At 55.8% G+C, this 20,042-nt stretch carries 22 protein-coding genes and 1 tRNA gene; 12 read left to right on the forward strand and 11 right to left on the reverse strand.

All coding sequences use genetic code 11. From position 1 onward, the window contains the following. Positions 1 to 26: 26 nt before the first annotated feature. The gene (locus SynMVIR181_RS01810) at positions 27 to 773 is read right to left on the reverse strand and encodes a queuosine precursor transporter (RefSeq protein WP_186589786.1); all 747 of its coding nucleotides are present in this window, start codon (positions 771 to 773) and stop codon (positions 27 to 29) included. A gap of 207 nt (positions 774 to 980) precedes the next feature. Here SynMVIR181_RS01810 and SynMVIR181_RS01815 point away from each other — a divergent pair, with 207 nt between their 5' ends. Together SynMVIR181_RS01815 and SynMVIR181_RS01820 are read left to right on the forward strand one after the other, a co-directional pair. Beyond that, positions 981 to 1,547 carry a DNA-3-methyladenine glycosylase gene (locus SynMVIR181_RS01815; protein ID WP_255444368.1) on the forward strand — a complete coding sequence of 189 codons (567 nt, stop codon included), beginning with the start codon at positions 981 to 983 and terminating at the stop codon, positions 1,545 to 1,547. Beyond that, positions 1,544 to 2,593, forward strand: coding sequence for an aspartate carbamoyltransferase catalytic subunit (locus tag SynMVIR181_RS01820; protein WP_186589787.1), 1,050 nt, complete (start codon positions 1,544 to 1,546; stop codon positions 2,591 to 2,593). The genes SynMVIR181_RS01815 and SynMVIR181_RS01820 overlap by 4 nt, the downstream gene beginning before the upstream one ends. Here SynMVIR181_RS01820 and SynMVIR181_RS01825 read toward each other — a convergent pair. From SynMVIR181_RS01825 to SynMVIR181_RS01850, 6 genes are all read right to left on the reverse strand, one after another. Further along, positions 2,533 to 4,047 (reverse strand): NAD(P)/FAD-dependent oxidoreductase, encoded by a 1,515-nt coding sequence (locus tag SynMVIR181_RS01825; protein ID WP_186589788.1) that lies wholly within the window; start codon positions 4,045 to 4,047, stop codon positions 2,533 to 2,535. The genes SynMVIR181_RS01820 and SynMVIR181_RS01825 overlap by 61 nt on opposite strands. A 70-nt stretch (positions 4,048 to 4,117) precedes the next feature. Then, positions 4,118 to 4,459, reverse strand: coding sequence for a DUF565 domain-containing protein (locus SynMVIR181_RS01830; RefSeq protein WP_186589789.1), 342 nt, complete (start codon positions 4,457 to 4,459; stop codon positions 4,118 to 4,120). Between the two features lie 184 nt (positions 4,460 to 4,643). Then, a complete protein-coding gene (locus SynMVIR181_RS01835) occupies positions 4,644 to 4,844 on the reverse strand; it encodes a hypothetical protein (protein ID WP_006853639.1) in 201 nt (66 codons plus the stop codon). A 53-nt stretch (positions 4,845 to 4,897) separates the two neighbouring features. Further along, positions 4,898 to 5,050 carry a hypothetical protein gene (locus tag SynMVIR181_RS01840; RefSeq protein WP_186590706.1) on the reverse strand — a complete coding sequence of 51 codons (153 nt, stop codon included), beginning with the start codon at positions 5,048 to 5,050 and terminating at the stop codon, positions 4,898 to 4,900. Positions 5,051 to 5,188: 138 nt separating this feature from the next. Further along, a complete protein-coding gene (locus SynMVIR181_RS01845) occupies positions 5,189 to 5,884 on the reverse strand; it encodes a putative 2OG-Fe(II) oxygenase (RefSeq protein WP_186589790.1) in 696 nt (231 codons plus the stop codon). A gap of 375 nt (positions 5,885 to 6,259) precedes the next feature. Continuing rightward, positions 6,260 to 6,332 (reverse strand) — tRNA-Ala (locus SynMVIR181_RS01850). A gap of 44 nt (positions 6,333 to 6,376) precedes the next feature. On the opposite strand from SynMVIR181_RS01850, the gene SynMVIR181_RS01855 reads away from it, so the two are divergent. From SynMVIR181_RS01855 to SynMVIR181_RS01885, 7 genes are all read left to right on the forward strand, one after another. Further along, entirely contained in the window at positions 6,377 to 6,607 is a 231-nt protein-coding gene (locus SynMVIR181_RS01855) for a DUF2555 domain-containing protein (protein WP_186589791.1), read from the forward strand. Beyond that, on the forward strand, positions 6,597 to 7,907 hold the full coding sequence (gene coaBC, locus SynMVIR181_RS01860; RefSeq protein ID WP_186589792.1) for a bifunctional phosphopantothenoylcysteine decarboxylase/phosphopantothenate--cysteine ligase CoaBC: 1,311 nt from the start codon (positions 6,597 to 6,599) through the stop codon (positions 7,905 to 7,907). Before SynMVIR181_RS01855 ends, coaBC begins: the two co-directional genes overlap by 11 nt. Before the next feature lie 186 nt (positions 7,908 to 8,093). Then, positions 8,094 to 8,915: a photosystem II manganese-stabilizing polypeptide gene (gene psbO / locus SynMVIR181_RS01865; RefSeq protein ID WP_186589793.1), complete on the forward strand. Its 822-nt coding sequence runs from the start codon at positions 8,094 to 8,096 to the stop codon at positions 8,913 to 8,915. Positions 8,916 to 9,018: 103 nt separating this feature from the next. Beyond that, positions 9,019 to 10,188, forward strand: coding sequence for a sulfate adenylyltransferase (sat, locus tag SynMVIR181_RS01870; protein ID WP_186589794.1), 1,170 nt, complete (start codon positions 9,019 to 9,021; stop codon positions 10,186 to 10,188). A 45-nt stretch (positions 10,189 to 10,233) separates the two neighbouring features. Next, on the forward strand, positions 10,234 to 12,087 hold the full coding sequence (ftsH3, locus tag SynMVIR181_RS01875) for an ATP-dependent zinc metalloprotease FtsH3 (protein ID WP_186589795.1): 1,854 nt from the start codon (positions 10,234 to 10,236) through the stop codon (positions 12,085 to 12,087). Then, complete coding sequence (locus SynMVIR181_RS01880) at positions 12,062 to 12,712, forward strand: bifunctional 4-hydroxy-2-oxoglutarate aldolase/2-dehydro-3-deoxy-phosphogluconate aldolase (RefSeq protein WP_186589796.1); 651 nt, start codon at positions 12,062 to 12,064, stop codon at positions 12,710 to 12,712. The genes ftsH3 and SynMVIR181_RS01880 overlap by 26 nt, the downstream gene beginning before the upstream one ends. A gap of 39 nt (positions 12,713 to 12,751) precedes the next feature. After that, positions 12,752 to 13,363: a hypothetical protein gene (locus tag SynMVIR181_RS01885; protein WP_186589797.1), complete on the forward strand. Its 612-nt coding sequence runs from the start codon at positions 12,752 to 12,754 to the stop codon at positions 13,361 to 13,363. Positions 13,364 to 13,375: 12 nt separating this feature from the next. Here the strand turns inward: SynMVIR181_RS01885 and aroC are convergent, their stop codons facing one another. The 4 genes from aroC to SynMVIR181_RS01905 form a co-directional block, all read right to left on the reverse strand. Beyond that, on the reverse strand, positions 13,376 to 14,464 hold the full coding sequence (aroC, locus tag SynMVIR181_RS01890) for a chorismate synthase (protein ID WP_186589798.1): 1,089 nt from the start codon (positions 14,462 to 14,464) through the stop codon (positions 13,376 to 13,378). Positions 14,465 to 14,535: 71 nt separating this feature from the next. Further along, positions 14,536 to 15,012 carry a cupin domain-containing protein gene (locus tag SynMVIR181_RS01895; RefSeq protein WP_186589799.1) on the reverse strand — a complete coding sequence of 159 codons (477 nt, stop codon included), beginning with the start codon at positions 15,010 to 15,012 and terminating at the stop codon, positions 14,536 to 14,538. Between the two features lie 5 nt (positions 15,013 to 15,017). After that, complete coding sequence (locus tag SynMVIR181_RS01900; protein ID WP_186589800.1) at positions 15,018 to 15,878, reverse strand: methyltransferase domain-containing protein; 861 nt, start codon at positions 15,876 to 15,878, stop codon at positions 15,018 to 15,020. Positions 15,879 to 15,881: 3 nt separating this feature from the next. Then, complete coding sequence (locus tag SynMVIR181_RS01905; protein WP_186589801.1) at positions 15,882 to 16,724, reverse strand: class I SAM-dependent methyltransferase; 843 nt, start codon at positions 16,722 to 16,724, stop codon at positions 15,882 to 15,884. Between the two features lie 275 nt (positions 16,725 to 16,999). Between SynMVIR181_RS01905 and SynMVIR181_RS01910 the strand changes: the two genes are divergently transcribed. The 3 genes from SynMVIR181_RS01910 to SynMVIR181_RS01920 are packed head-to-tail and all read left to right on the forward strand — an operon-like array spanning position 17,000 to position 20,036. Continuing rightward, positions 17,000 to 18,139: a glycine betaine/L-proline ABC transporter ATP-binding protein gene (locus SynMVIR181_RS01910; protein WP_186589802.1), complete on the forward strand. Its 1,140-nt coding sequence runs from the start codon at positions 17,000 to 17,002 to the stop codon at positions 18,137 to 18,139. Between the two features lie 44 nt (positions 18,140 to 18,183). Beyond that, positions 18,184 to 19,062 carry a proline/glycine betaine ABC transporter permease gene (locus SynMVIR181_RS01915; protein ID WP_186590443.1) on the forward strand — a complete coding sequence of 293 codons (879 nt, stop codon included), beginning with the start codon at positions 18,184 to 18,186 and terminating at the stop codon, positions 19,060 to 19,062. Continuing rightward, positions 19,047 to 20,036 (forward strand): glycine betaine ABC transporter substrate-binding protein, encoded by a 990-nt coding sequence (locus tag SynMVIR181_RS01920; RefSeq protein WP_370593886.1) that lies wholly within the window; start codon positions 19,047 to 19,049, stop codon positions 20,034 to 20,036. Before SynMVIR181_RS01915 ends, SynMVIR181_RS01920 begins: the two co-directional genes overlap by 16 nt. Positions 20,037 to 20,042: the final 6 nt, after the last annotated feature.

A 20,042-nucleotide genomic window follows, 5' to 3' on the forward strand; every position in this document is an offset into this window, starting at 1 on the left:
TGATCGTCACCCGAGTAACGCTGATCTCAGGGCATGATCTCCTTACCGTCTCCCTGAATATCCAACCAATCGCGCAACCAGGCGGTGAGCCAGATGAAGGGAAGGGTGTCAGCCAAGGCGGCCAGGGCTTTGAACAAATAGCCGCTGGCGATAAAAACTCCTAGCTGAGGAAGCACCGCTTCCCCGGCGCGGATGGGCAACACATGGGCGGCGTAGTGGCTGATCAACACCACGGCACTCGTATCCACCAACTGGCTCACCAAGGTGGAGCCGTTGTTGCGGAGCCAAAGGGCCTTGCCATTCGTGCGCTCCTTCCAAAAGTGGAACAAGCGCACGTCTACGAATTGGGCCGTGAGGTAAGCCACCATCGATGCCCCGACAGATCCGAAAGCCAGGCGTTGAATTTCAAAAAATGTGGATTCAGGAGCGCCATTCAGGCCTGGCATCAGGCCTCCAATCCACAGGATCAAAACCACCCATCCATTGAGCAAGAGGCCCACCCACACCACCTGAGTGGCCCTTTCCTCTCCCCACAATTCACTAATGAGATCGGTGCACAGAAAGGTCACGGGATAGGGGAGGGCGCCAACGGCCACCACGATCGGGAAGGACCCGATCTGCCCCAGAGCCAGAAACCTCGTTAGGCCAAGGATGTTGAGCATCCCCAGGGTGCCGAGAAACAGCCCGGCCAGCACCAGAAACACCAGGTCTCGCCTGGCTTGGATTTGGCTTGTGGTGGTCGTGGCTGATGCCGACATGGGCGCGTCGTTCATCGGTTGCTTTGAGACAGTCTGGTCATTCGAGTTGTGATGACATGTCATCTGGAGTGGCGTGGTGGTGTTGCCTGCGCTTGATGACAATGGGTTCTGCGGGTGCTTATCCATGGACCAATGTCCTTCTCTAGCCCTCTAGCCACCTAGCCCATCGCCAAGGATTTCCCAGTACTCACCCAACTCTTCTTCTGCCGTCCAGCAGAAGTTGTGGGACCTGAATTAATTGGCTGCTTATTAGTGAAACGCCAAGACGACGGCAGCCTTCTCTGGGGGGTGATTGTGGAAACCGAGGCGTATTCACAGGATGAGCCTGCCTGCCACGGCTACCGGCGTCGGTCTCCGCAAAACGAAACCCTGTTTGGAGAGCCTGGGCGGTTTTATGTGTATGTGAGCTATGGCATCCACCACTGCGTGAATGTGGTGACGGATCGCAGCGATTGGGCCAATGGGGTGTTGCTTCGCGCTGTTGCCATGCCTGGTGAGCCTGAGCGGATAGCGGCAGGGCCTGGGTTGCTGTCCCGTCGTTTTGAAATCAGCCGCGTTCATGACAACAGCTCCGCTTGTGGTGAGAATGAACTGTGGTTGGCCCCAAGGCCCTCCGTTCTCAATAGCCCAGAGCTTGTGACCACCACGCGGATCGGAATCTCTCAGGCCCAGGATCTCCCCTGGCGTTGGTACCTGAAGGACTCCCGCAGCGTGAGCCGGCGTGCCCGAGGTGATCGGATGCCTCCTATGGGTCAGGCCTTCATTCCAACTCTGGAGTGGAAGCGATGAGTGGTTGGTCGCACCGGCATGTGCTCGATTTGGCTGCGTTCTCGCGAGACGACTACGCCACCGTGCTTGAGCTTGCCCATCGTTTTCGTTCGATGCCGGTGACCGGCGCGCGCAAACTTCCGGCCTTGCAGGGCCGATTGGTGGCCACCTTGTTTTTTGAGCCCAGCACGCGTACGCGCAGCAGCTTTGAGCTTGCCGCGAAGCGCTTATCGGCAGATGTGCAGAGTTTTTCGCCGTCGAGCAGCTCTTTGAGCAAAGGCGAATCTCTGCTTGATACAGCGCGCACCTATGTCGCGATGGGTGCTGATGTGTTGGTGATTCGCCATCGCTGCACGGATGTGCCCGCCCAGCTGGCCTTTGAGTTGGACCAAGCTGGAGAGCGCACCGTTGTGCTCAATGGTGGGGATGGTCAGCACAGCCACCCGAGCCAGGGCTTGCTCGATCTCTATACGCTTGCTCACCATTTCGATCCCCATCGCCCTCAACCCGAGGCCTTGCAGGGCAAGCGCATCGGGATTGTTGGCGATGTGTTGCATTCGCGCGTCGCGCGCTCCAACCTCTGGGCTCTCAGTGCCTGCGGCGCGGACGTGGTGCTGTGCGGGCCACCCAGTCTTGTGCCCGATGCCTTCGCAGACTTCTTGGATGCTCCGCCGCCTGGGCAAACTGTTGATCCTGTCCATCAGCGTGGAACGCTGCAGATCAGCCGCAACCTGGATGAATGCTTGTCTGGCGCGGACGCTGTGATGACGTTGCGCTTACAACAAGAACGCATGACCGATCACCTGCTCACGAATCTGGATCGTTATCACCGTGACTATGGGCTCACCCATGAACGGTTGCGACGTTGTTCTTTTTCAGGTCCTGTGCTGCATCCAGGCCCTGTGAATCGTGGGGTTGAAATGAGCGGTGCCCTTTTGGACGACCGCTCGATCTGCTTGGTGGAGGATCAAGTTCGCAATGGAATCCCGATCCGGATGGCGTTGCTTTATTTAATGGCGGCGTCTGATCCTGTGGCGGATTCGCCAAGGTCCCCAGCGCCATCCTGAATAGGAACACCAGAAAGGGAACTGGAGTAATAGTCCATCGCTGCTTTGAGTGCCGCATCTGGAGAGGCAATCGAGGGTCCGCTGCCGCTCCTCATGGGGAATGGGGCGTCTGCGGAGTCGAGACCGATGTGCTGGCTTGGCATGCCTGTGAGCAGCATCGATGAGCGTTGTTGCGACAGCACAGCAAACATCCACTTGATCAGCAAGGACAAGCGATTTTCCCGATCGGGCATGAAGGCGAGGTGTGCGGCGGCCCAAACAGCCCAGCCTGGGCTGCCACTGAATTTGAAGCCGCGCAGATCAGCAACAGCGGCAACACGATCCAGCACGGCCATGCTGCCGAAGTCAAACCATTTGAAGTTCGGACGGTTGCTACCACTCATGATCGCGGCAATGTCTTTGCCAACAAAGCCACCCGCTTGGGTTGCTGGGCCTGCCATCCCGGGCAGTGGGTTGCCCGTGGAGGTGTGTTTGTAACTGCAGAGATCGCCAACGACTCGTATCTCTGGATGGTCTTTCACGCTGAAGTCGGCTTCAACAACCACTCTTCCGCCGCGATCCAATTCGCAATCGATTGAGCCTGCAAGGGTCTTGCCGAGGTGAGACGGGCGCACTCCGGCCGTCCAAATCACGGTTGCGGCTTGAATGATTTGCTCGCCATCTGGAGTGCCAACGGTGACTTCTCCCGGCTGCATGCTCTGAACCCGCCCTTTGAAGAGAGTTTCTACCCCAAGAGATTCCAGGGTTTTTTGCGCAGAGGCCGATAACGACTCAGGCATCGCCCTCAGCAAGCGATCGCCCGGGTCGATCACGATGATTCTTGAATCATCAGGATCAAGCTGCTTGAACTCACGGCGCATCGCGTTGCGCATCAATTCGGAGGTGGCACCTGCCATTTCGCATCCTGTCGGCCCCCCTCCCACAATCACGACGGTCTGAAGAAATTTGCGTGCCGCGGGATCGGGTGTTTGCTCTGCTTGCTCCATGGCCATCAGCAAGCGACGACGAATTTCTTGGGCGTGCTCAAGAATTTTCATCGGTGGCGCAAAGGTGCGCCATTCTTCATGGCCGAAATAGGTGCTGCCTGAGCCCGTTGCCAGCACCAAGTGGTCGTAGGTGAGAGCTTTGTCTCCGAAATGGATCTGCTGCTTTTTGGCGTCTAAGCCCGTCACTTCTCCCAGCAGGACCTGAACGTTGCGCTGCTTGCCAACAAGCTGTCGCAGCGGTGTCGCCACATCGCCAGGGGCTACCAGGCCTGTCGCTACTTGATAAAGAAGCGGTTGGAACAGGTTGAAATTGCGCTTGTCAATCAACGTGACGCGCACGTCGGCTTGAGCAAGTGCTTTGCAGGCCCGCACTCCAGCAAAACCTCCTCCCACGATCACCACATGAGGGGCATCGCGAAGACGTTCTTCTGGTGGTTCGAGTTCGAGGAAGAAACGCTCAGCAGCCATGTTCCAACGAACAGCAGATCTAAATCCAGGCTATGGATCCACTTCAAGATTGTCTGGATTTGTGAGTTCTTTAAAGCAACTTGAAGCCTTCTAATAAGAGGCCATAGAGCAACCCAATGCGTGACATGTCCAAGAGATCACGTCCCAGATGCTTTTTCTTGTCTCGTGCCCAATGCCGCCGGGTTCGCACCATGAACTCCCAGATCCCCACCGTAATCAGCGCGGACACTGGATCCATCAACGTCAAAGCACCTGCAATGGCTCCAATGCTGTTTCCCAAAGCAAAGCTTGCTCCGAGGGCGATCAACATCAACGATGCCCTTCTCCAGGGATTGACAGCCCACCGGTCAAGCCTTGCGGTGGCTTCTCCGAAACTAATTTGAAGCCGAGTCTTTTGAAGTCGAGCGGTCATGAATGGAACCCCTCAAGCTTCCTTATAACAGGTGTGCCACCAATTGATCCCCATCACCCGGCCGGCAACCTGCCGAGCTATTAATACTCGATTTCTATTAATTTCTAGTAGCAATTGCTGGTTTTTGAGCATTTCCTGTTGAAACAAGATTTGCTTCGGGCTAACCATTAACGCCTAACCACATTCAGTCGGAATCGGCCTTCGCTTTGCGAGAGGATTTCCCTTCCAGTAGCTCAAGCAGTGCCTCCATCTGGGCCATGACGCCTCTCACTTCACCTGCTTCCGGGAGGAGTCCGTCTTCCATCACACCTTGATGCATTTCTCGCAACTCTTGGCGGATGTAGCGCAGGTGGCTGACCACCTGTTCTCGTTTGGATTGCGACATCGTCTATGGACTTAGCTGACATCCCTTTTACCGCATGGTCGTCCCGAGTGACGTCAGCGACGTCCGAGCCCACCAGCCAGCGCTATGAGGCCGTAGGTAATTAAGGCACTGGGTCTTGCCAGCGTTGAGACCAAAACAAGAACCAAAAGGCCGGCAAATAGGGGCAGGTGTCTTGTGAGGTGAGTGCTCGTAGGAAACATCAGCAAGACTCCAGTGCAAAAGACTGGAGCTCATGAGCGCTACGGGCAGCGCTCATGAGAAAAAGCTTCTCTTCAAGGCTCCAGGCCATGGCTGTCCTTGAAAGTGGAAATCAATCTTAAGGCAATTTTCTGAGGGATTGAATCTCAGAACCCTTTCGCTCTTGGCCGCTGACTCGAAAGCGAAATGTTTTGGTTCTGCTCAGGAGGCCGTGGATGTCCAGACGTGGGTTGTGCGACAACATTAAATGCGAGAGACCAGCGTTCTCCGCTCCCCCGGAAAGGCATGACGGAATGGGGTTGCCAGGCTGGAAAAATATAAAAATCGCCCGGGCTGGGAAGCACATACCTTGCCATTCCCGTACGAAATGACTGAAGGTGATACTCCTCAGGCCCGTGAAAACAAAGCTGACCATCAAAACTTGATCCGTTGATCTGTGATGGCACCTTTAAAAAGACAACCCCAGAAAAACTTCCTCCATGGGTATGCATCGGGTTGTAATCGCCCTCCATTTGGCAATTCAGCCAGATGTCAATCAGCCTTAGTTGGTAGCGACCTGGCACCCATGGGCCACGTCCCTGAGGTGGCTGCTGGTCAATCACGTGACGGATCCAGCGCTCGCAGCCTTCGAGCAGGACCGATTCACAAAGTTCCTGAACGGCGGGTTGTGTTGGATTCAGTTCTCGTTGTTGGTTGAGTTGGCCAGCGAGGCGTATCGAAGCGTCGGTACTCGCTTCTGGGTTTTGGAGGACGTCCTCACAATGGAGGAGCAGTTGATTGCGAAGGTTGGGCTCAACCTCTCCTTGCACGATCGATCGTGGAAAGAGATCAATGACATCCATGAAGTGATTTCTTAATTGATGCATTGAAAAGGCATGAGCTTGGATCGTTGTATTCATCCTGAGCCCAATATTGTGCTTTTCAATTCATAGGGGTTTTACACCTACGAGGAAAGTCTGCTCCTGGTTGTTTCTGTTGTTACAAACATGGGGTGGCTCCGTGTTGCTGTTTTCGCTCCTTGCCTGTGAAAAATCCTGCTGCAAATTGCCTTTATGACCAGTAATTTGAGGGCCTGATTTTTGGTCCATTCAGCAAAATTGTATGAGCTTTTTGCTTTTGCTTGGCTGCGATGAAGTGCGAATGACGGACCCACTCCAATGCCGTCACGAGATGCACCTTCTTCAATTCAATTTATGAATTGAACATCTTGAAAGGCATGGAGACTAGGGGATTCGAACCCCTGACCTCTGCGGTGCGATCGCAGCGCTCTACCAGCTGAGCTAAGACCCCGTCGCTCGAAACTTAGCGCCACTCTCATTCTTGCCCGAGGCAGAATGTGGTCTTCGCTTCAGGGAACCAGCATGCCGATCACGCCGGAATCTCTGGACGCGTTTGATGACGACAAAGTGGCTGTGCTCGCGAAGCGCCTTGAAGACGACGACTACCCCACCCCTTTTGATGGCTTAAATGATTGGCATCTGTTGCGTGCCTTGGCGATCCACCGGCCGGAGCTCACGGGTCCATACGTTCATTTAGTTGATCAGGAACCATTCGATGAAGATTGAGGCCCCAAGGCCTCTGGAGGGGCGTCGTCTCCTCGTAGCGGCATCGGGAAGCATCGCTGCGGTTAAGACCCCACTTCTTGTCAGTGCATTGGTGAAGGCAGGGGCCGAGGTGCGTTGTGTCGTCACCCCTAGCGCCTCTCGCCTTGTTAGCCCTGTGGCACTGGCAAGCCTGAGTCGTCGCCCGTGTTTGCAAGATCAGGATCAGTGGGATCCATCGCAGCCTCGGCCGCTGCATGTGGAGCTTGCTGAATGGGCAGATCTCGTGGTTGTGGCTCCCTTAAGCGCCACGAGCTTGGCCCGTTGGACCCAGGGGCTTGGAGATGGGTTGCTGGCCTCTTTGCTGTTGGCTTGCGAGCGGCCTGTGGTGGCAGCCTCAGCCATGAATACAGGCATGTGGGGCAATGCTGCAGTTCGACGCAACTGGGAGCTTTTGCAACAGGATGAACGGGTGCTCTGCCTAGGGCCAGAGCCTGGTTTGTTGGCTTGTGATCGAATTGGAGAGGGGCGAATGGCCGATCCCGCTTTGATTCAATTGGCGGTTCTGCATGCGCTTCAGCAAGGGAGCCAGGCACGCCAGTTGAGGCGTGATTGGAGCGGTCGTTCCTTGCTCGTCACCGCTGGCCCAACGGTGGAAGCGCTCGATCCTGCTCGAACGATGAGCAACCGCAGTAGCGGACGCATGGGCGTGATGCTCGCTCAAGCTGCCCGTTGGCGAGGTGCCCGGGTTGACTTAATCCATGGCCCCTTGCAGTTGCCTGACGCCTGGCTTGAAGGGTTGTGTTGCCACCCTGTGGAGTCGGCGCAAGCGATGGAATCGGCACTGATTGATCTGCAGCCGGGTGTTGATGCGGTGGCGATGGCCGCGGCGGTGGCCGATCTGCGCCGTCGTGGTGGAGCGCTTCCGGAGAAACCCGCGAAGGCCGCTTTGGCCAGCGTTCTTTCGGCCGAAATGGAGGCTGTGCCAGATCTTTTGGCCGGCTTGGCTGAACGCCGACCGCCGGGCCAAGTGCTCCTGGGATTTGCGGCTCTCAGTGGTCAAGCTGATTCGCTGCTGGAGCGGGCCCGTCACAAACTCTCCGCCAAGCAATGCGACCTGTTGTTTGCCAACCCCATTGATCAGCCCAATCAGGGGTTTGGCTCTGATCTCAATGGAGGCTGGTTGCTCAGGCGTGATGGCACACAGGAGCAGTGCGTACCCCAGTGCAAGCTCGAGCTCGCCAATCGCTTGTTGGATGAGATCGCCAGGCAACTGCCCGCAGCGCATCCCCTCAATTCGCCCGACGTTGACTCAGCTCTGTGATGTTCTGAGATCGGTCTCACTCACAGTGAAATTGCGGCTTTTATCGGTTTCAAACTGCTCCTTTTAGGACCCGCAACGCGAAGCCTTGTTGAGAGCTGCAAAAGGCTTGCCGGAACCCACGTTTTCCCCTTGTAGGATCGAAAAATCGGTGGATACCGTCTTCGTCCGGCTAATCAGTCTTCTTCTATGCGCATCCGTCCCCTGCTGGCCATGGTGCTAGCCCTCTGTCTCTTTGTTGTAACCGCCTGCAGTGGTGGTGCTGAGGCCATAGATCGATCCAACGTCACCTATGACGACATCCGCAATACGGGCAAGGCCAATGATTGCCCCACCCTGCCTGATTCGGCCCGTGGTTCCATCAGCCTGACGGCTGGCGCTGCTTATGAACTGCGCGGAATCTGCATGCATCCCTCCCAGGTCTTCGTCAAAGGCGAGCCTGCGAATAAGCGTCAAGAGGCGCAATTCGTTGAGGGCAAAATCCTCACCCGCTACACCTCGAGTTTGGATGAAGTCTTTGGCGATCTCATCGTTGGTGAGGATGGTTTGAGCTTTAAAGAAAAAGGCGGTATCGATTTCCAGCCGATCACCGTTTTGGTTCCTGGTGGAGAGGAATTCCCCTTCACCTTCTCCAGCAAAAACCTTCAAGCCACCGCTGATGGTGCAGCACTCACAACCAGTACCGACTTCAACGGCACTTACCGCACACCGAGCTACCGCACCAGCAACTTCATCGATCCCAAGGGTCGTGCGCTGACAACCGGTGTGGACTATCCACAGGGCCTGATGGCCTTGGGTGGTGACTACGACGAACTGGAAAGCGAAAACGTCAAGCGCTACATCGATGGCACTGGCCTGATGAGCTTTTCAATCACCAAAATCGACCCTGAGACTGGTGAGTTTGGCGGTGTGTTCACAGCGATTCAACCCTCCGACTCTGATATGGGCGGGCGGGAGATCGTTGACGTGAAGATCAGCGGAGAGGTCTTCGGCCGTCTTGAGGAGGCTTGACCGCCGCTGTTCAGACGCATTGATTCAAAAGGAGGGCTGAGGCCCTCCTTTTTTGTGTCTTCTGGGAGAATCTCGCCATCCCTGATCCAGACATGAATCGCCGATGACTGCCAGTTCCTCGTCCTCGCAGCGCACCGGGGTGATTGCTCCTTATGGAGGCACCTTGGTGGATTTGATGGTGTCAGCCACGGAGCATGCCGCGCTGAAGGCTTCTGCCACCACAAGCATTGAATGTTCCGATCGCAATGCCTGTGATGTTGAGCTGCTCGTGGTGGGTGGATTCTCTCCAGAGCGAGGATTCATGCATCAGGCCGACTACGACTCCGTTGTGGCCGGGCACCGCACCACGTCTGGATACCTGTTTGGGTTGCCGATCGTGATGGATACCGACCGTGAGGACGTGGCGGTTGGTGACAAGGTGTTGTTGACGTACAAAGGTCAGGACCTCGCTCTTCTCACCGTTGGAGACAAGTGGGAACCCGACAAAGTTGTCGAGGCCAAAGGTTGTTACGGCACCACCTCGCTAGAGCACCCGGCGGTGCGCATGATCGCTACAGAGCGCCGTCGTTACTATCTCGGCGGCTTGATTCAGGGCTTGCAGCTTCCGGAGCGCGTCTTCCCTTGCAAGACGCCTGCAGAGGTGCGCGCCGGTCTCCCTGACGGCGAAGACGTGGTGGCATTCCAGTGCCGAAATCCCATTCACCGCGCCCACTACGAGCTCTTTACCCGTGCACTGCACGCCCAAAACGTCAGTGAGAATGCTGTCGTGTTGGTCCACCCCACCTGTGGCCCCACCCAGCAGGACGACATCCCGGGCGCCGTTCGCTTCCAGACCTATGAACGCCTGGCCGCAGAAGTGGACAACTCGCGCATTCGTTGGGCCTATCTGCCGTATGCGATGCACATGGCAGGTCCGCGTGAAGCCCTGCAGCACATGATTATTCGCCGGAATTACGGCTGTACTCACTTCATCATTGGCCGGGATATGGCTGGGTGTAAGTCCTCTCTTTCTGGGGATGATTTTTACGGCCCTTATGACGCGCAGAATTTCGCCAAAGAGTGTGCTCCTGAGCTGACGATGGAGACGGTGCCCTCCTTGAATCTCGTCTTCACCGACGAAGAGGGGTATGTCACTGCGGAACATGCGGAGGCCCGCGGTCTGCATGTCAAAAAGCTCAGCGGCACCCAATTCCGCAAGATGCTTCGCAGTGGCGAGGAGATCCCAGAGTGGTTTGCGTTCCGCAGCGTGGTTGAGGTCCTTCGGGCCTCCTAATTTTTTCGATTTCTATTAACATTCCTTCATCAGAGGCGAAGAACCTTGAACAAGCGTTGGCGCAATGTGGGGCTATATGTCCTGCTCGTAGTGGTAGTAATCGTTGTGGGTACGGCGTTCCTTGATCGCCCGGACCCTGCAACGGAGGCACGCACGCTGCGGTACAGCGATTTTGTGGAATCTGTTCAGGAAGATCAGGTCAGCAGAGTGTTGCTCTCTCCCGATCGTGGAACGGCTCAGATTGTTGAGACCGATGGTCGTCGTGCCGAGGTCAACCTCGCTCCGGACAAGGATCTGCTCAAGATGCTGACGGATCACAACGTCGACATCGCTGTGCAGCCTTCACGTCAGCCGGGCGCTTGGCAGCAAGCCGCGACCAGCTTGATCTTCCCGTTGTTGCTGCTCGGAGGTCTTTTCTTCCTGTTCCGTCGCGCCCAGGGCGGCGGCGGCGGCGGTGGAAACCAAGCCATGAATTTCGGCAAGAGCAAGGCAAGGGTTCAAATGGAGCCCACCACCCAGATCACATTTGGTGATGTTGCTGGAATTGAGGGCGCCAAGCTTGAGCTCACTGAGGTGGTTGATTTCCTCAAGAATCCAGATCGTTTTACCGCTGTAGGAGCAAAAATTCCAAAGGGCTGCTTGCTTGTTGGCCCTCCGGGTACAGGTAAAACCCTTCTCGCCAAAGCAGTGGCAGGTGAAGCAGGTGTTCCTTTCTTCTCAATCTCAGGCTCTGAGTTTGTGGAGATGTTTGTTGGTGTTGGTGCCAGCCGTGTTCGCGACCTGTTTGAACAGGCCAAGAAAAATGCACCATGCATCGTGTTCATCGATGAGATTGATGCTGTCGGTCGTCAGCGTGGCGCTGGCCTCGGTGGCGGTAACGACGAGCGAGAGCAAACCTTGAACCAGCTCCTTACGGAGATGGATGGTTTTGAAGGCAATACCGGCATCATCATCATTGCGGCAACCAACCGCCCTGATGTGTTGGATTCAGCCTTGATGCGTCCAGGTCGTTTCGACCGCCAAGTCACGGTTGACCGTCCTGATTACGCTGGTCGCCTCCAAATCCTTGGCGTTCACGCCCGCAGCAAAACGCTGTCGAAGGATGTCGACCTCGACAAGGTGGCTCGCCGGACTCCTGGATATACCGGTGCTGATTTGGCCAACCTTCTCAATGAAGCGGCCATCCTTGCGGCTCGCCGTCAACTCACTGAGGTGAGCAACGACGAGATCAGTGATGCGATTGAGCGCATCATGGTGGGCCCTGAGAAGAAGGATCGGGTGATGAGCGAGCGTCGCAAGCGTCTGGTTGCCTATCACGAGGCAGGCCATGCGCTCGTGGGTGCACTGATGCCTGATTACGACGCCGTCCAGAAGATTTCAATCATTCCCCGCGGGAACGCTGGTGGTTTGACCTTCTTTACGCCGAGCGAAGAACGGATGGAATCCGGCCTTTACTCACGCACCTATCTCCAGAATCAAATGGCAGTGGCCTTGGGCGGTCGGGTTGCAGAAGAAATTGTCTACGGAGAAGACGAGGTCACAACCGGTGCCTCCAACGATCTGCAGCAGGTGGCTTCCGTAGCCCGTCAAATGGTGACTCGTTTTGGCATGAGCGACAAGCTTGGTCCGGTTGCTCTTGGCCGTGCGCAAGGAGGGATGTTCTTGGGTAGAGACATCGCTGCTGAACGTGACTTCTCAGAAGACACCGCCGCCACGATTGATTCCGAAGTCTCGGATCTTGTTGATGTGGCCTATCACCGTGCCACCAAGGTGCTGAACGACAACCGTTCAGTTCTTGACGAGCTCGCTGAAATGCTGGTTGAAAGCGAAACTGTTGATTCTCAGGAACTACAGGATCTGCTGATCCGACGCGATGTACGAATTGCTGAGTACGTCTGATCGTCAGCAGTGGTTGATGGCCTCGTTGCGCCGTCAGCCACTCATTATTGTTTTGCGGCCCAAGGAGAGTGATCTCACTGGGCCGTTTTTGTTGTCACTGTTGTGTCAACGCCTCGATCAGTTGGTTGATCTGGGCGTCCATCACATTGAGATTGCCTGGATGGATCACTCTCGCTGGAGTGCCCTGATAGCGGCCATCCGTCTGCGGCATCCAACCCTTCAGCTGGGAGTGGCCTCTGTCACGTCTCAACGCGGTCTCCAAGCGGTCATCGATCTTGATCTGCCCTATGCCATGTCGCCGCTGTTGGATCAGGATCTGGTCTCTATGGCCCAGCAACACAACTGTTGTCTCGTTCCTGGTGTGATGACGCCAACCGAAATTCGGCAGGCGATGGTTCTTGGTTGCCATGTTGTGAAACTGTTTCCAGCGGTTGTGCTGGGCCTCGATTACCACCATCAGATTTCAGCGCCGATGGGGGATCTGCCCTTCATGATTGCCGCCGGAGGCTTGAGTGTGGCCGACTTGGATTCGTGGCTGTCGGCTGGTTACGACGCGATTGCCCTCGGTCGTGGTGTTCTCAGTACCACGGACGCCGTCGACGACCTCCGTAAGTGGTTGACGTGAGTCTTGTCTGCTACAGATGGGATAGTGATTTGATTTCGGATGTCTCAGTTATCCATCAAGCTGAGCGACAAGGCGGATGCTCTGATCGCGCAATTGCAGAAAGAGATCTTTAATCGTCGCCGTAAAAAGGTCACGGCAGCTGGCGTTGTTGAGACCCTGGTTGAAAGTGGTGCGCGCTCTCAGTCCGACAAGCGCTTTGCGACCTCTTGGGTCAATCTGATTGAAGACATTGAGAAGGCGGCAAAGCTAGCCACTGCGCATGGAAGCAAGCCCGCATCCCTGACGGATGAGGAATGGGTGATGGTGTTGAGTCATCGCAATCGCCAAGTCTCCAAACCGCGTCAAGCCAACAAAGCCAACAAAGCTGTGAAGGCCGACCAGCCCGCTGCTACCCGTACTGCTGCTCCACGCACGACGACCACGAAAGCCAAACGCGCCTCCTCTTCCTCGCGGGTCGCCAAAGCTCGGGTGGCCAAGACAACGGAGACGTCTACTACCTCCTTGGCGTCAGTTGGGAAACCTCGTAAGGCGCGCCGTGCCCGTAAGTCGAGCCCTGAGTCCACGTCGGCTCGTTCTACGGCTGGCCGCATGGCGAAAGCGGCAGCACAGTTGGCTAGCAGCAACGGGATCCAGTCTCCAGCCAGAAGTTAGGAGTGGCTCAGATCACCAAAGGCTGCATTGCCCTTGCTGCCTGAGCAGGTGATCGGCCAGTACTAAGGACACCATCGCTTCCACCATCGGAACGGCTCTTGGTAAGACGCAAGGGTCGTGGCGTCCTTTGGCTGAGAGCGTGGTGGCCTCTCCTACCGCGTTGATGGTTTGTTGCTCCTTGCGGATGGTGGCCGTTGGCTTGAAGGCCACGCGGATCACAATCGCTTCCCCATTGCTGATCCCTCCCTGAATGCCTCCGGAATAGTTCGTGGCCGTATGCAGGCTTCCGTCCTTGGTGGGTAGAAAGGCATCGTTGTGGGCACTGCCCTTCAGCAGAGTGCCGGCAAAGCCCGATCCGATTTCAAAGCCCTTGGTGGCGGGCAGTGACATCACGGCTTTGGCTAAATCAGCTTCCAGCTTGTCGAACACGGGCATTCCCAGTCCTGTGCTTGCTTGCCTCACCACGCACTCAATCACCCCGCCGCAGGAATCTCCCTCTTGGCCGATCGCTTCAATCCGTTGAATCATCTTTTCGGCCATCCCTGCATCAGGGCAGCGCACGATGTTGCTTTCCACTTGTTCGGGTGTGACTGAACTGGGATCAACGCTCGCCTCGAGATCGTGGATTCGCTTCACCCAAGCGATCACTTCGGTTCCATTGGCTTTTCTGAGCAGCTGCCTTGCAATAGCTCCCGCTGCAACCCGTCCAATCGTTTCCCGTGCGGAGGCCCTGCCGCCGCCGCTGCGGGCCTGGATGCCGTACTTCGCCTGGTACGTGGCATCAGCATGGGAGGGGCGGAAGGCCACTTCCATGTCTTTGTAATCCTGAGGTCGTTGATCCTTGTTGCGCACCACCATTGCAATCGGAGTGCCAAGGGTGACCCCATCCAGTAATCCGCTCAGGATCTCGACCTGGTCTGCTTCTTTCCTCGGTGTGGTGATACGACTTTGACCAGGCCGTCTGCGGTCGAGGTCTGCCTGAATGGCCTCAAGGTCTAACTCCAGCCTTGGCGGGCAGCCATCCACGATGACGCCCACACCTCCACCATGCGATTCCCCAAAAGTGCTGATCCGAAACAGTTCTCCGAAGCTGCTGCCCATTGGGTCTCCCTGCTGGGATGAGCGTAATCAGTCGGGTTCACTGTTGAGCTGTGGTGAGCCCTGATCAGAGCTCAGATCAGATCAACAAGCGCTGCCGTTGGACGCTCGCTTTCTGGAAGATCTCTGAGCATGGTGAAATCTTCAAAGCTGAATCCAGGCCCAACACAGCAACTCACCAGGCTGTAAGGACCTTCAGCTTTAGCGGCCTGCCAGTGATCCGCTGGAATCACCTGAACAGGGTTGTGCATCGACAACACCTCTCGCGTGGCCTGATCAGCCTTTGGTTCGAGGCACCACAGACTGAGTGGTGCTCCTTGCAGATGGGTCCACACCTCATCGGCATGGCTCACCCTGTGCCAGCGACTGAGCGATCCTGCATCCAAGAGATACAAGATTGTGCTGATGGCGCAGCGCTGTTGCTGATCAGGTCGAACCACAAGAGCAGAGCTTCGATGCAGCTCGCGGTACCAGCCCCCCTCAGGATGCGGTTGCAGCTTCCATTCCTCGACCAGCTTCTCAACGACCTCAGATGCGTTGCGTTCGTTCATGGGATTCACTCTTTTGGTTTGTGGAAACGCATCAGGCCCCAGCAGAGCCTTCCAGCTTTGCCTCCTTCAACCCAATGCTCAAGACCTGCGCTCATGGTCTTGAGGTACTCAGGACTAATGCTCAGTTTCAGCTCGTCATGACGCCGTTGGAGCTCGTCTCGAACTCGGCTGTAGTGGAGGATCAACATTGGCGTGCGGTCATCCCAAACGTCGCGTTGAAGCCCAACGTTGGTCGCCCAGCTTTTGTATCGCTCTGGGGAGCCCAGATCGGAGAGGTGAATGCGGTCCAGAATCTTGGAGAGTGACCCTGAGGGCACGCCGTTGGCCGCCATGGGGTCTGTCATCACCATCACGCCACCGGGCTTGAGAAGTCTTGCGGCTTCTTTCATCACCTGTTGGCGATCTCCCGAGTGAAGGATGGCATCTTGGCTCCAGACCACATCGGCGCAGGCATCCTTAAGAGGCACGGCTTCAAAAGAGGCGTCATGCACCTGGATTTGACCTTCCAAGCCGGCCGCACGATTGAGTTCACGATGACGGGTGTTCTCGACGGCAGAGATATTGATGGCTTCTACTTTGACCTTGGGGTTTTGGCAAAGGTGGCGAGCCGCTCCGCCGTAGCCAGAGCCCAGATCCACGATGGAACAGCTCTCGTTAGAGGAGTCATTGCGCTGCTCCTTAATGAGCGCGGCTAGCGCTTCTACCGTGCGGCGACTCGCGGTTGCAATCGGCTCCGACTCCGCGTTGTAGAGCCCGATATGAATGTCTTCTCCGCCCCAAACCTCTGCATAAAAGCGGTCGGCATCGTTGCTGTCGTAGTAACCAGCGGCAGTTGAGGCAGCCTTTGAAAAAGAAGATTCAGCCATGATCTAAATCTCGGTCATGTCTGTGTCAAAGCGATATTCCTTTTCCGCAACATGCACATAGAAGTCAGGATCGTCATGGCCTTGTTGGTAGTCCCCGAAGGTATTGATCCGTTGAAATCCAACCTCACGCATTAGGCGTCTTACATAGCCGTGGCGCAACGGAAACATATTTAGGTGGTAAGTGCTTCCGTCGCTGAAGGCGTAGCGGAAGCGAGCCAGTCCGTCGTCGACATGCTCCGGACCAACTTCAACATCTTTCCCGCAGTACACGTTGCTTTTTCCGCTTTTGGAGTTGCCCTCCAACAAGCGGTCGTAATTTCTGTGATCCAGGATCAAAACGCCGTTGTGCTTCAGCACGGCGTAGTACTCCGCCAACGCTTTGCGTCGATCTTGCTCACGAAATAGATGCGTGAAGGAATTGCCTAGGCAGATCACCGCATCAAACTCGCCATGAACGTCACGATTGAGAAAGCGCCAATCGGCATGAACGGTGCGCATCAACAAGTCGCGTTCGCGTGCATTTTTAAAGGCGCGAGCCAACATGTTTGGGCTTCCATCCACACTGACAACATCAAATCCTTCTCGCAATAAACGAACGGAGTGGAACCCTGTGCCAGTGGCAACATCAAGAACGGATTTGGCTCCATGCTGATGCAATAGTTTGATGAAAAAATCTCCTTCTGCTTTTTCTCTTGCCTCCCAGTCAATCAATCGATCCCAGCGATCAACAAATTGTTCGATGTATTCCTGTTCGTAATGATCAGTTTCGCGAACCCGTTCAGGTGAGTCTCCGAACTTCTGAGCATCTCTCTGCTCGACGGGAGAGGGATTCGTGAACGATGACATAGATGACTTTTAATGTGGGAACAGAGATCTTGAAGATCTCGTATCGATGCATTGACAAATGCATGCTCACACCAAAAGCTTCCGAATTCTGGTGGCTGTTGTGAACGATATTTCTTCAAGCTAACGCTCGTTTTTAAAAGTGTCAGCAAATTCGATCGGCTTTGATTGCCAGCCTGGAGCAATAAGTCGAATTTATGCTGTTTTCGTGAAGGAAAGCATTGTGATGCTCTCGCGCTAGCTACGTTGTAATTGATGAATGCTGGGGCAAATCCGAGATGAATTCGGAGATCTGCCTTAATTCTCTCTGGAAGATATATGGAGGGTCGGCAGATTCAGCGATTAAGCAACTTCAGTCTGGTCTAGATCCACTTGATTTGTATCAGCGAACGGGCCTCCGCGCTGCTGTTCGCGATGTCTCTCTTGAGATCCAAACGGGCGAAATTTTTGTTGTGATGGGCCTCTCGGGGTCTGGGAAATCCACCCTGCTGCGTCTTCTAAATGGCTTGGTGAGGCCTTGCTTAGGTGAGGTGAGGATTCAGGGGCGGCAGCTGTCTTCTCTGAGTCCAATGGAGCTCAACAAGCTTCGTCGTGAGCAGATGGGCATGGTGTTTCAGTCCTTTGCGCTCTTCCCGCATCGAACCGTGATCGACAATGCGGCGTTTGGCCTTGAGGTGGCCGGTGTGCCTAGACCAGAGCGCAGAGACTTGGCTTTAAAGGCTCTTGAGCGTGTAGGCCTCGGGGATGAATGCCGAAAGCATCCTCATCAGCTTTCTGGGGGGATGCAGCAGCGGGTTGGTCTTGCGCGAGCGCTGGCGCTTGATCCACCAATCTTGCTGATGGACGAGGCCTTTTCCGCGTTGGATCCGTTGATTCGCAGCGACATGCAGGAGTTGCTGTTGGAATTACAGGCTGAGCGGCAACGCACCATCGTTTTTATCTCCCACGACCTTGATGAGGCGATTCGGCTTGGCGATCGGATTGCCCTCATGCAGGACGGCCAAGTGCTGCAATGCGGAACGGCTCAGTCCCTCCTCAGCGACCCGGCCAGTCTTGCCGTGCGTCACTTTTTCCGTGATATCGATTCCGCAGCCGTGTTGGATGTCGCTGCGATTGCTGCAATGCCGAGCTGTCTGTTGGTGAACGCTGCTGGTCCATCCGCTGCCTTGGATGCCTTCGTTGGTGACCCGGTGTACGTCCTCGATGAGAGCAAGCGGTTGCAAGGAGTACGCACGATCTCTAACGGCTGGATTGAGGCTGATCAGCTAGCAACGCTGCGTGCTGGTACGCGGGTTCGTGATGCGATGCCGCTTGTTGCCTCGCTTGCCTATCCACCGCCTGTTGTGGATCGTGAAGGTTGCTTCTTGGGTGTGATTACACCCCGTCTGCTGTTGCGTTCCCTGGAGGTCAACGTTTGACGCTTCAAGCTCTGCCTTTCGGATCTGCATATGGTTTCGCTGCAGTGCATCAAGCCGGAGCCTTAGGCCTCGCTGTTGATGCTGCAGTGGTGTGGTTGCTCACCTACGCACAAGGCCTCTTTGACGTTGTCAATGCAGGAGTCATGGCTCTTGTTGCCTTCGCAGAGACCTTGCTGGCAGCGCCCGCTCCTTGGAGTTTTGCGCTGATCGTGGCTGGTCTTGGCCTCTGGAGAGTGAGCGGTGGATTCGCCTTGTTTGCACTGCTTGGTTTGAACTTGGTGCTGGCGATGGGGCTTTGGGATCCGATGATTTCGACCCTCGCACTGGTGTTGACGGCATCATTCTTGGCCTTGCTGATTGGTCTCCCTCTGGGGGTGCTATCAGCGCGTCTTCAGTCGGTTTGGCGATTGTTACGACCTTGCCTTGACCTCATGCAGACCATGCCGGCTTTTGTGTATTTGATTCCCGCGGTGATGTTGTTCAGCACAGGTGCTGTTCCAGCAATCATCGCCACCTTGGTGTTTGCAATGCCGCCGGTGGTTCGTCTCACCCAGCTCGGGATTCGTCAGGTTCCACTTGATCTCATTGAGGCGGGTCGTGCTTTTGGGTGCAGTGAGTTGCAATTGCTATGGAAGGTGCAGATGCCGAGTGCTTTGCCCACGGTGATGAGTGGCGTCAATCAAACGATCATGCTGGCGTTATCGATGGTGGTGATCGCCTCGATGATTGGTGGAGGCGGCCTGGGTGATGTCGTGCTGCGCGGCATTCAACAGCTGGATGTGGGCCTTGGTTTTGAGGGCGGGATTGCCGTTGTGATTCTCGCTGTGATCCTCGATCGACTCAGTCAGAGCTTGATGCTTGAAGGCGAGAGGACGTTGGAAGCGCGCTCCCGTCGGTGGCGTTCGCTGTGGAGGACACCATGACAGCTCCTCTTTGGCGTCGACGTGCCGTTTTGCTGTCAGGGCTCGGTTTGGCTGCGGCTTCCCTATCCAGCCAAGTGCGCTTGAGCCGGCAGCGCCAGGCTGACGCCACCGCACCTACGTCTTCCACGCAAAAAGGCTTCGCCTCACAATTGGACCCTGAGGGGTCTCAATCGGGCGCAACAGGGCCATTGCGCTTGGGATGGTCTCCATGGGCTGATGCTGAAGTGATGAGCTTGATCGCCCAGCGGGTGATTCAGCAGGCTTACAACCTCCCAGTCGAGCGGGTGATGGCGGATATCGGCATTCAGTACGCCTCTGTAGCAAGAGGCGATCTCGATCTCATGCTGATGGCCTGGTTGCCTTTAACGCACAAGGATTATTGGACGCGCGTGCGTGACAGGGTGCTTGATTTCGGTTCGATGTATTCCGGTCGCCTTGGCTGGGTTGTACCCGATTACGTGGATGCCTCTGAGCTTCGCTCTATCGCTGATTTGCGCAAGCCTGAACTGGCGGCGCGGTTCGACAACACGGTTCAAGGCATTGACCCAGGGTCAGGGCTTAATCAGGCCTCTGAACAGGCGTTGGTGGACTACAACCTGGGTGACATGCGCCTGGTTGCCTCCAGTAGCGCAGCGATGACAGCTGTTCTTGATAAAGCAATTCGAGAGCAACGTTGGGTGGTGGTCACAAGTTGGACTCCGCACTGGATGTTTGCTCGCTACAAGCTCCGCTTCTTGGAAGATCCCCAGCTCGTTTTTGGTGGAGTGGAGTGGATTCATGCCTTAGGTCGAAAGGGTTTGGATCGCGACCATCCAGATCTGGCCGGATTCCTCTCGCGTTTTCAGATCCCTGATCGTGAACTCTCTGATTTGCTTCTCATGGCTAATGAGCGATCGGCCGATGTGGCAGTCGAGGACTACCTCGATCGTCATCCGGCCCGAATTCGCTACTGGACCACTGGAATGATCAGCTGAAAAGCA

Origin of the sequence: Synechococcus sp. MVIR-18-1 (genome assembly GCF_014279835.1) — a bacterium.
In the GTDB taxonomy this organism is placed as follows: domain Bacteria; phylum Cyanobacteriota; class Cyanobacteriia; order PCC-6307; family Cyanobiaceae; genus Synechococcus_C.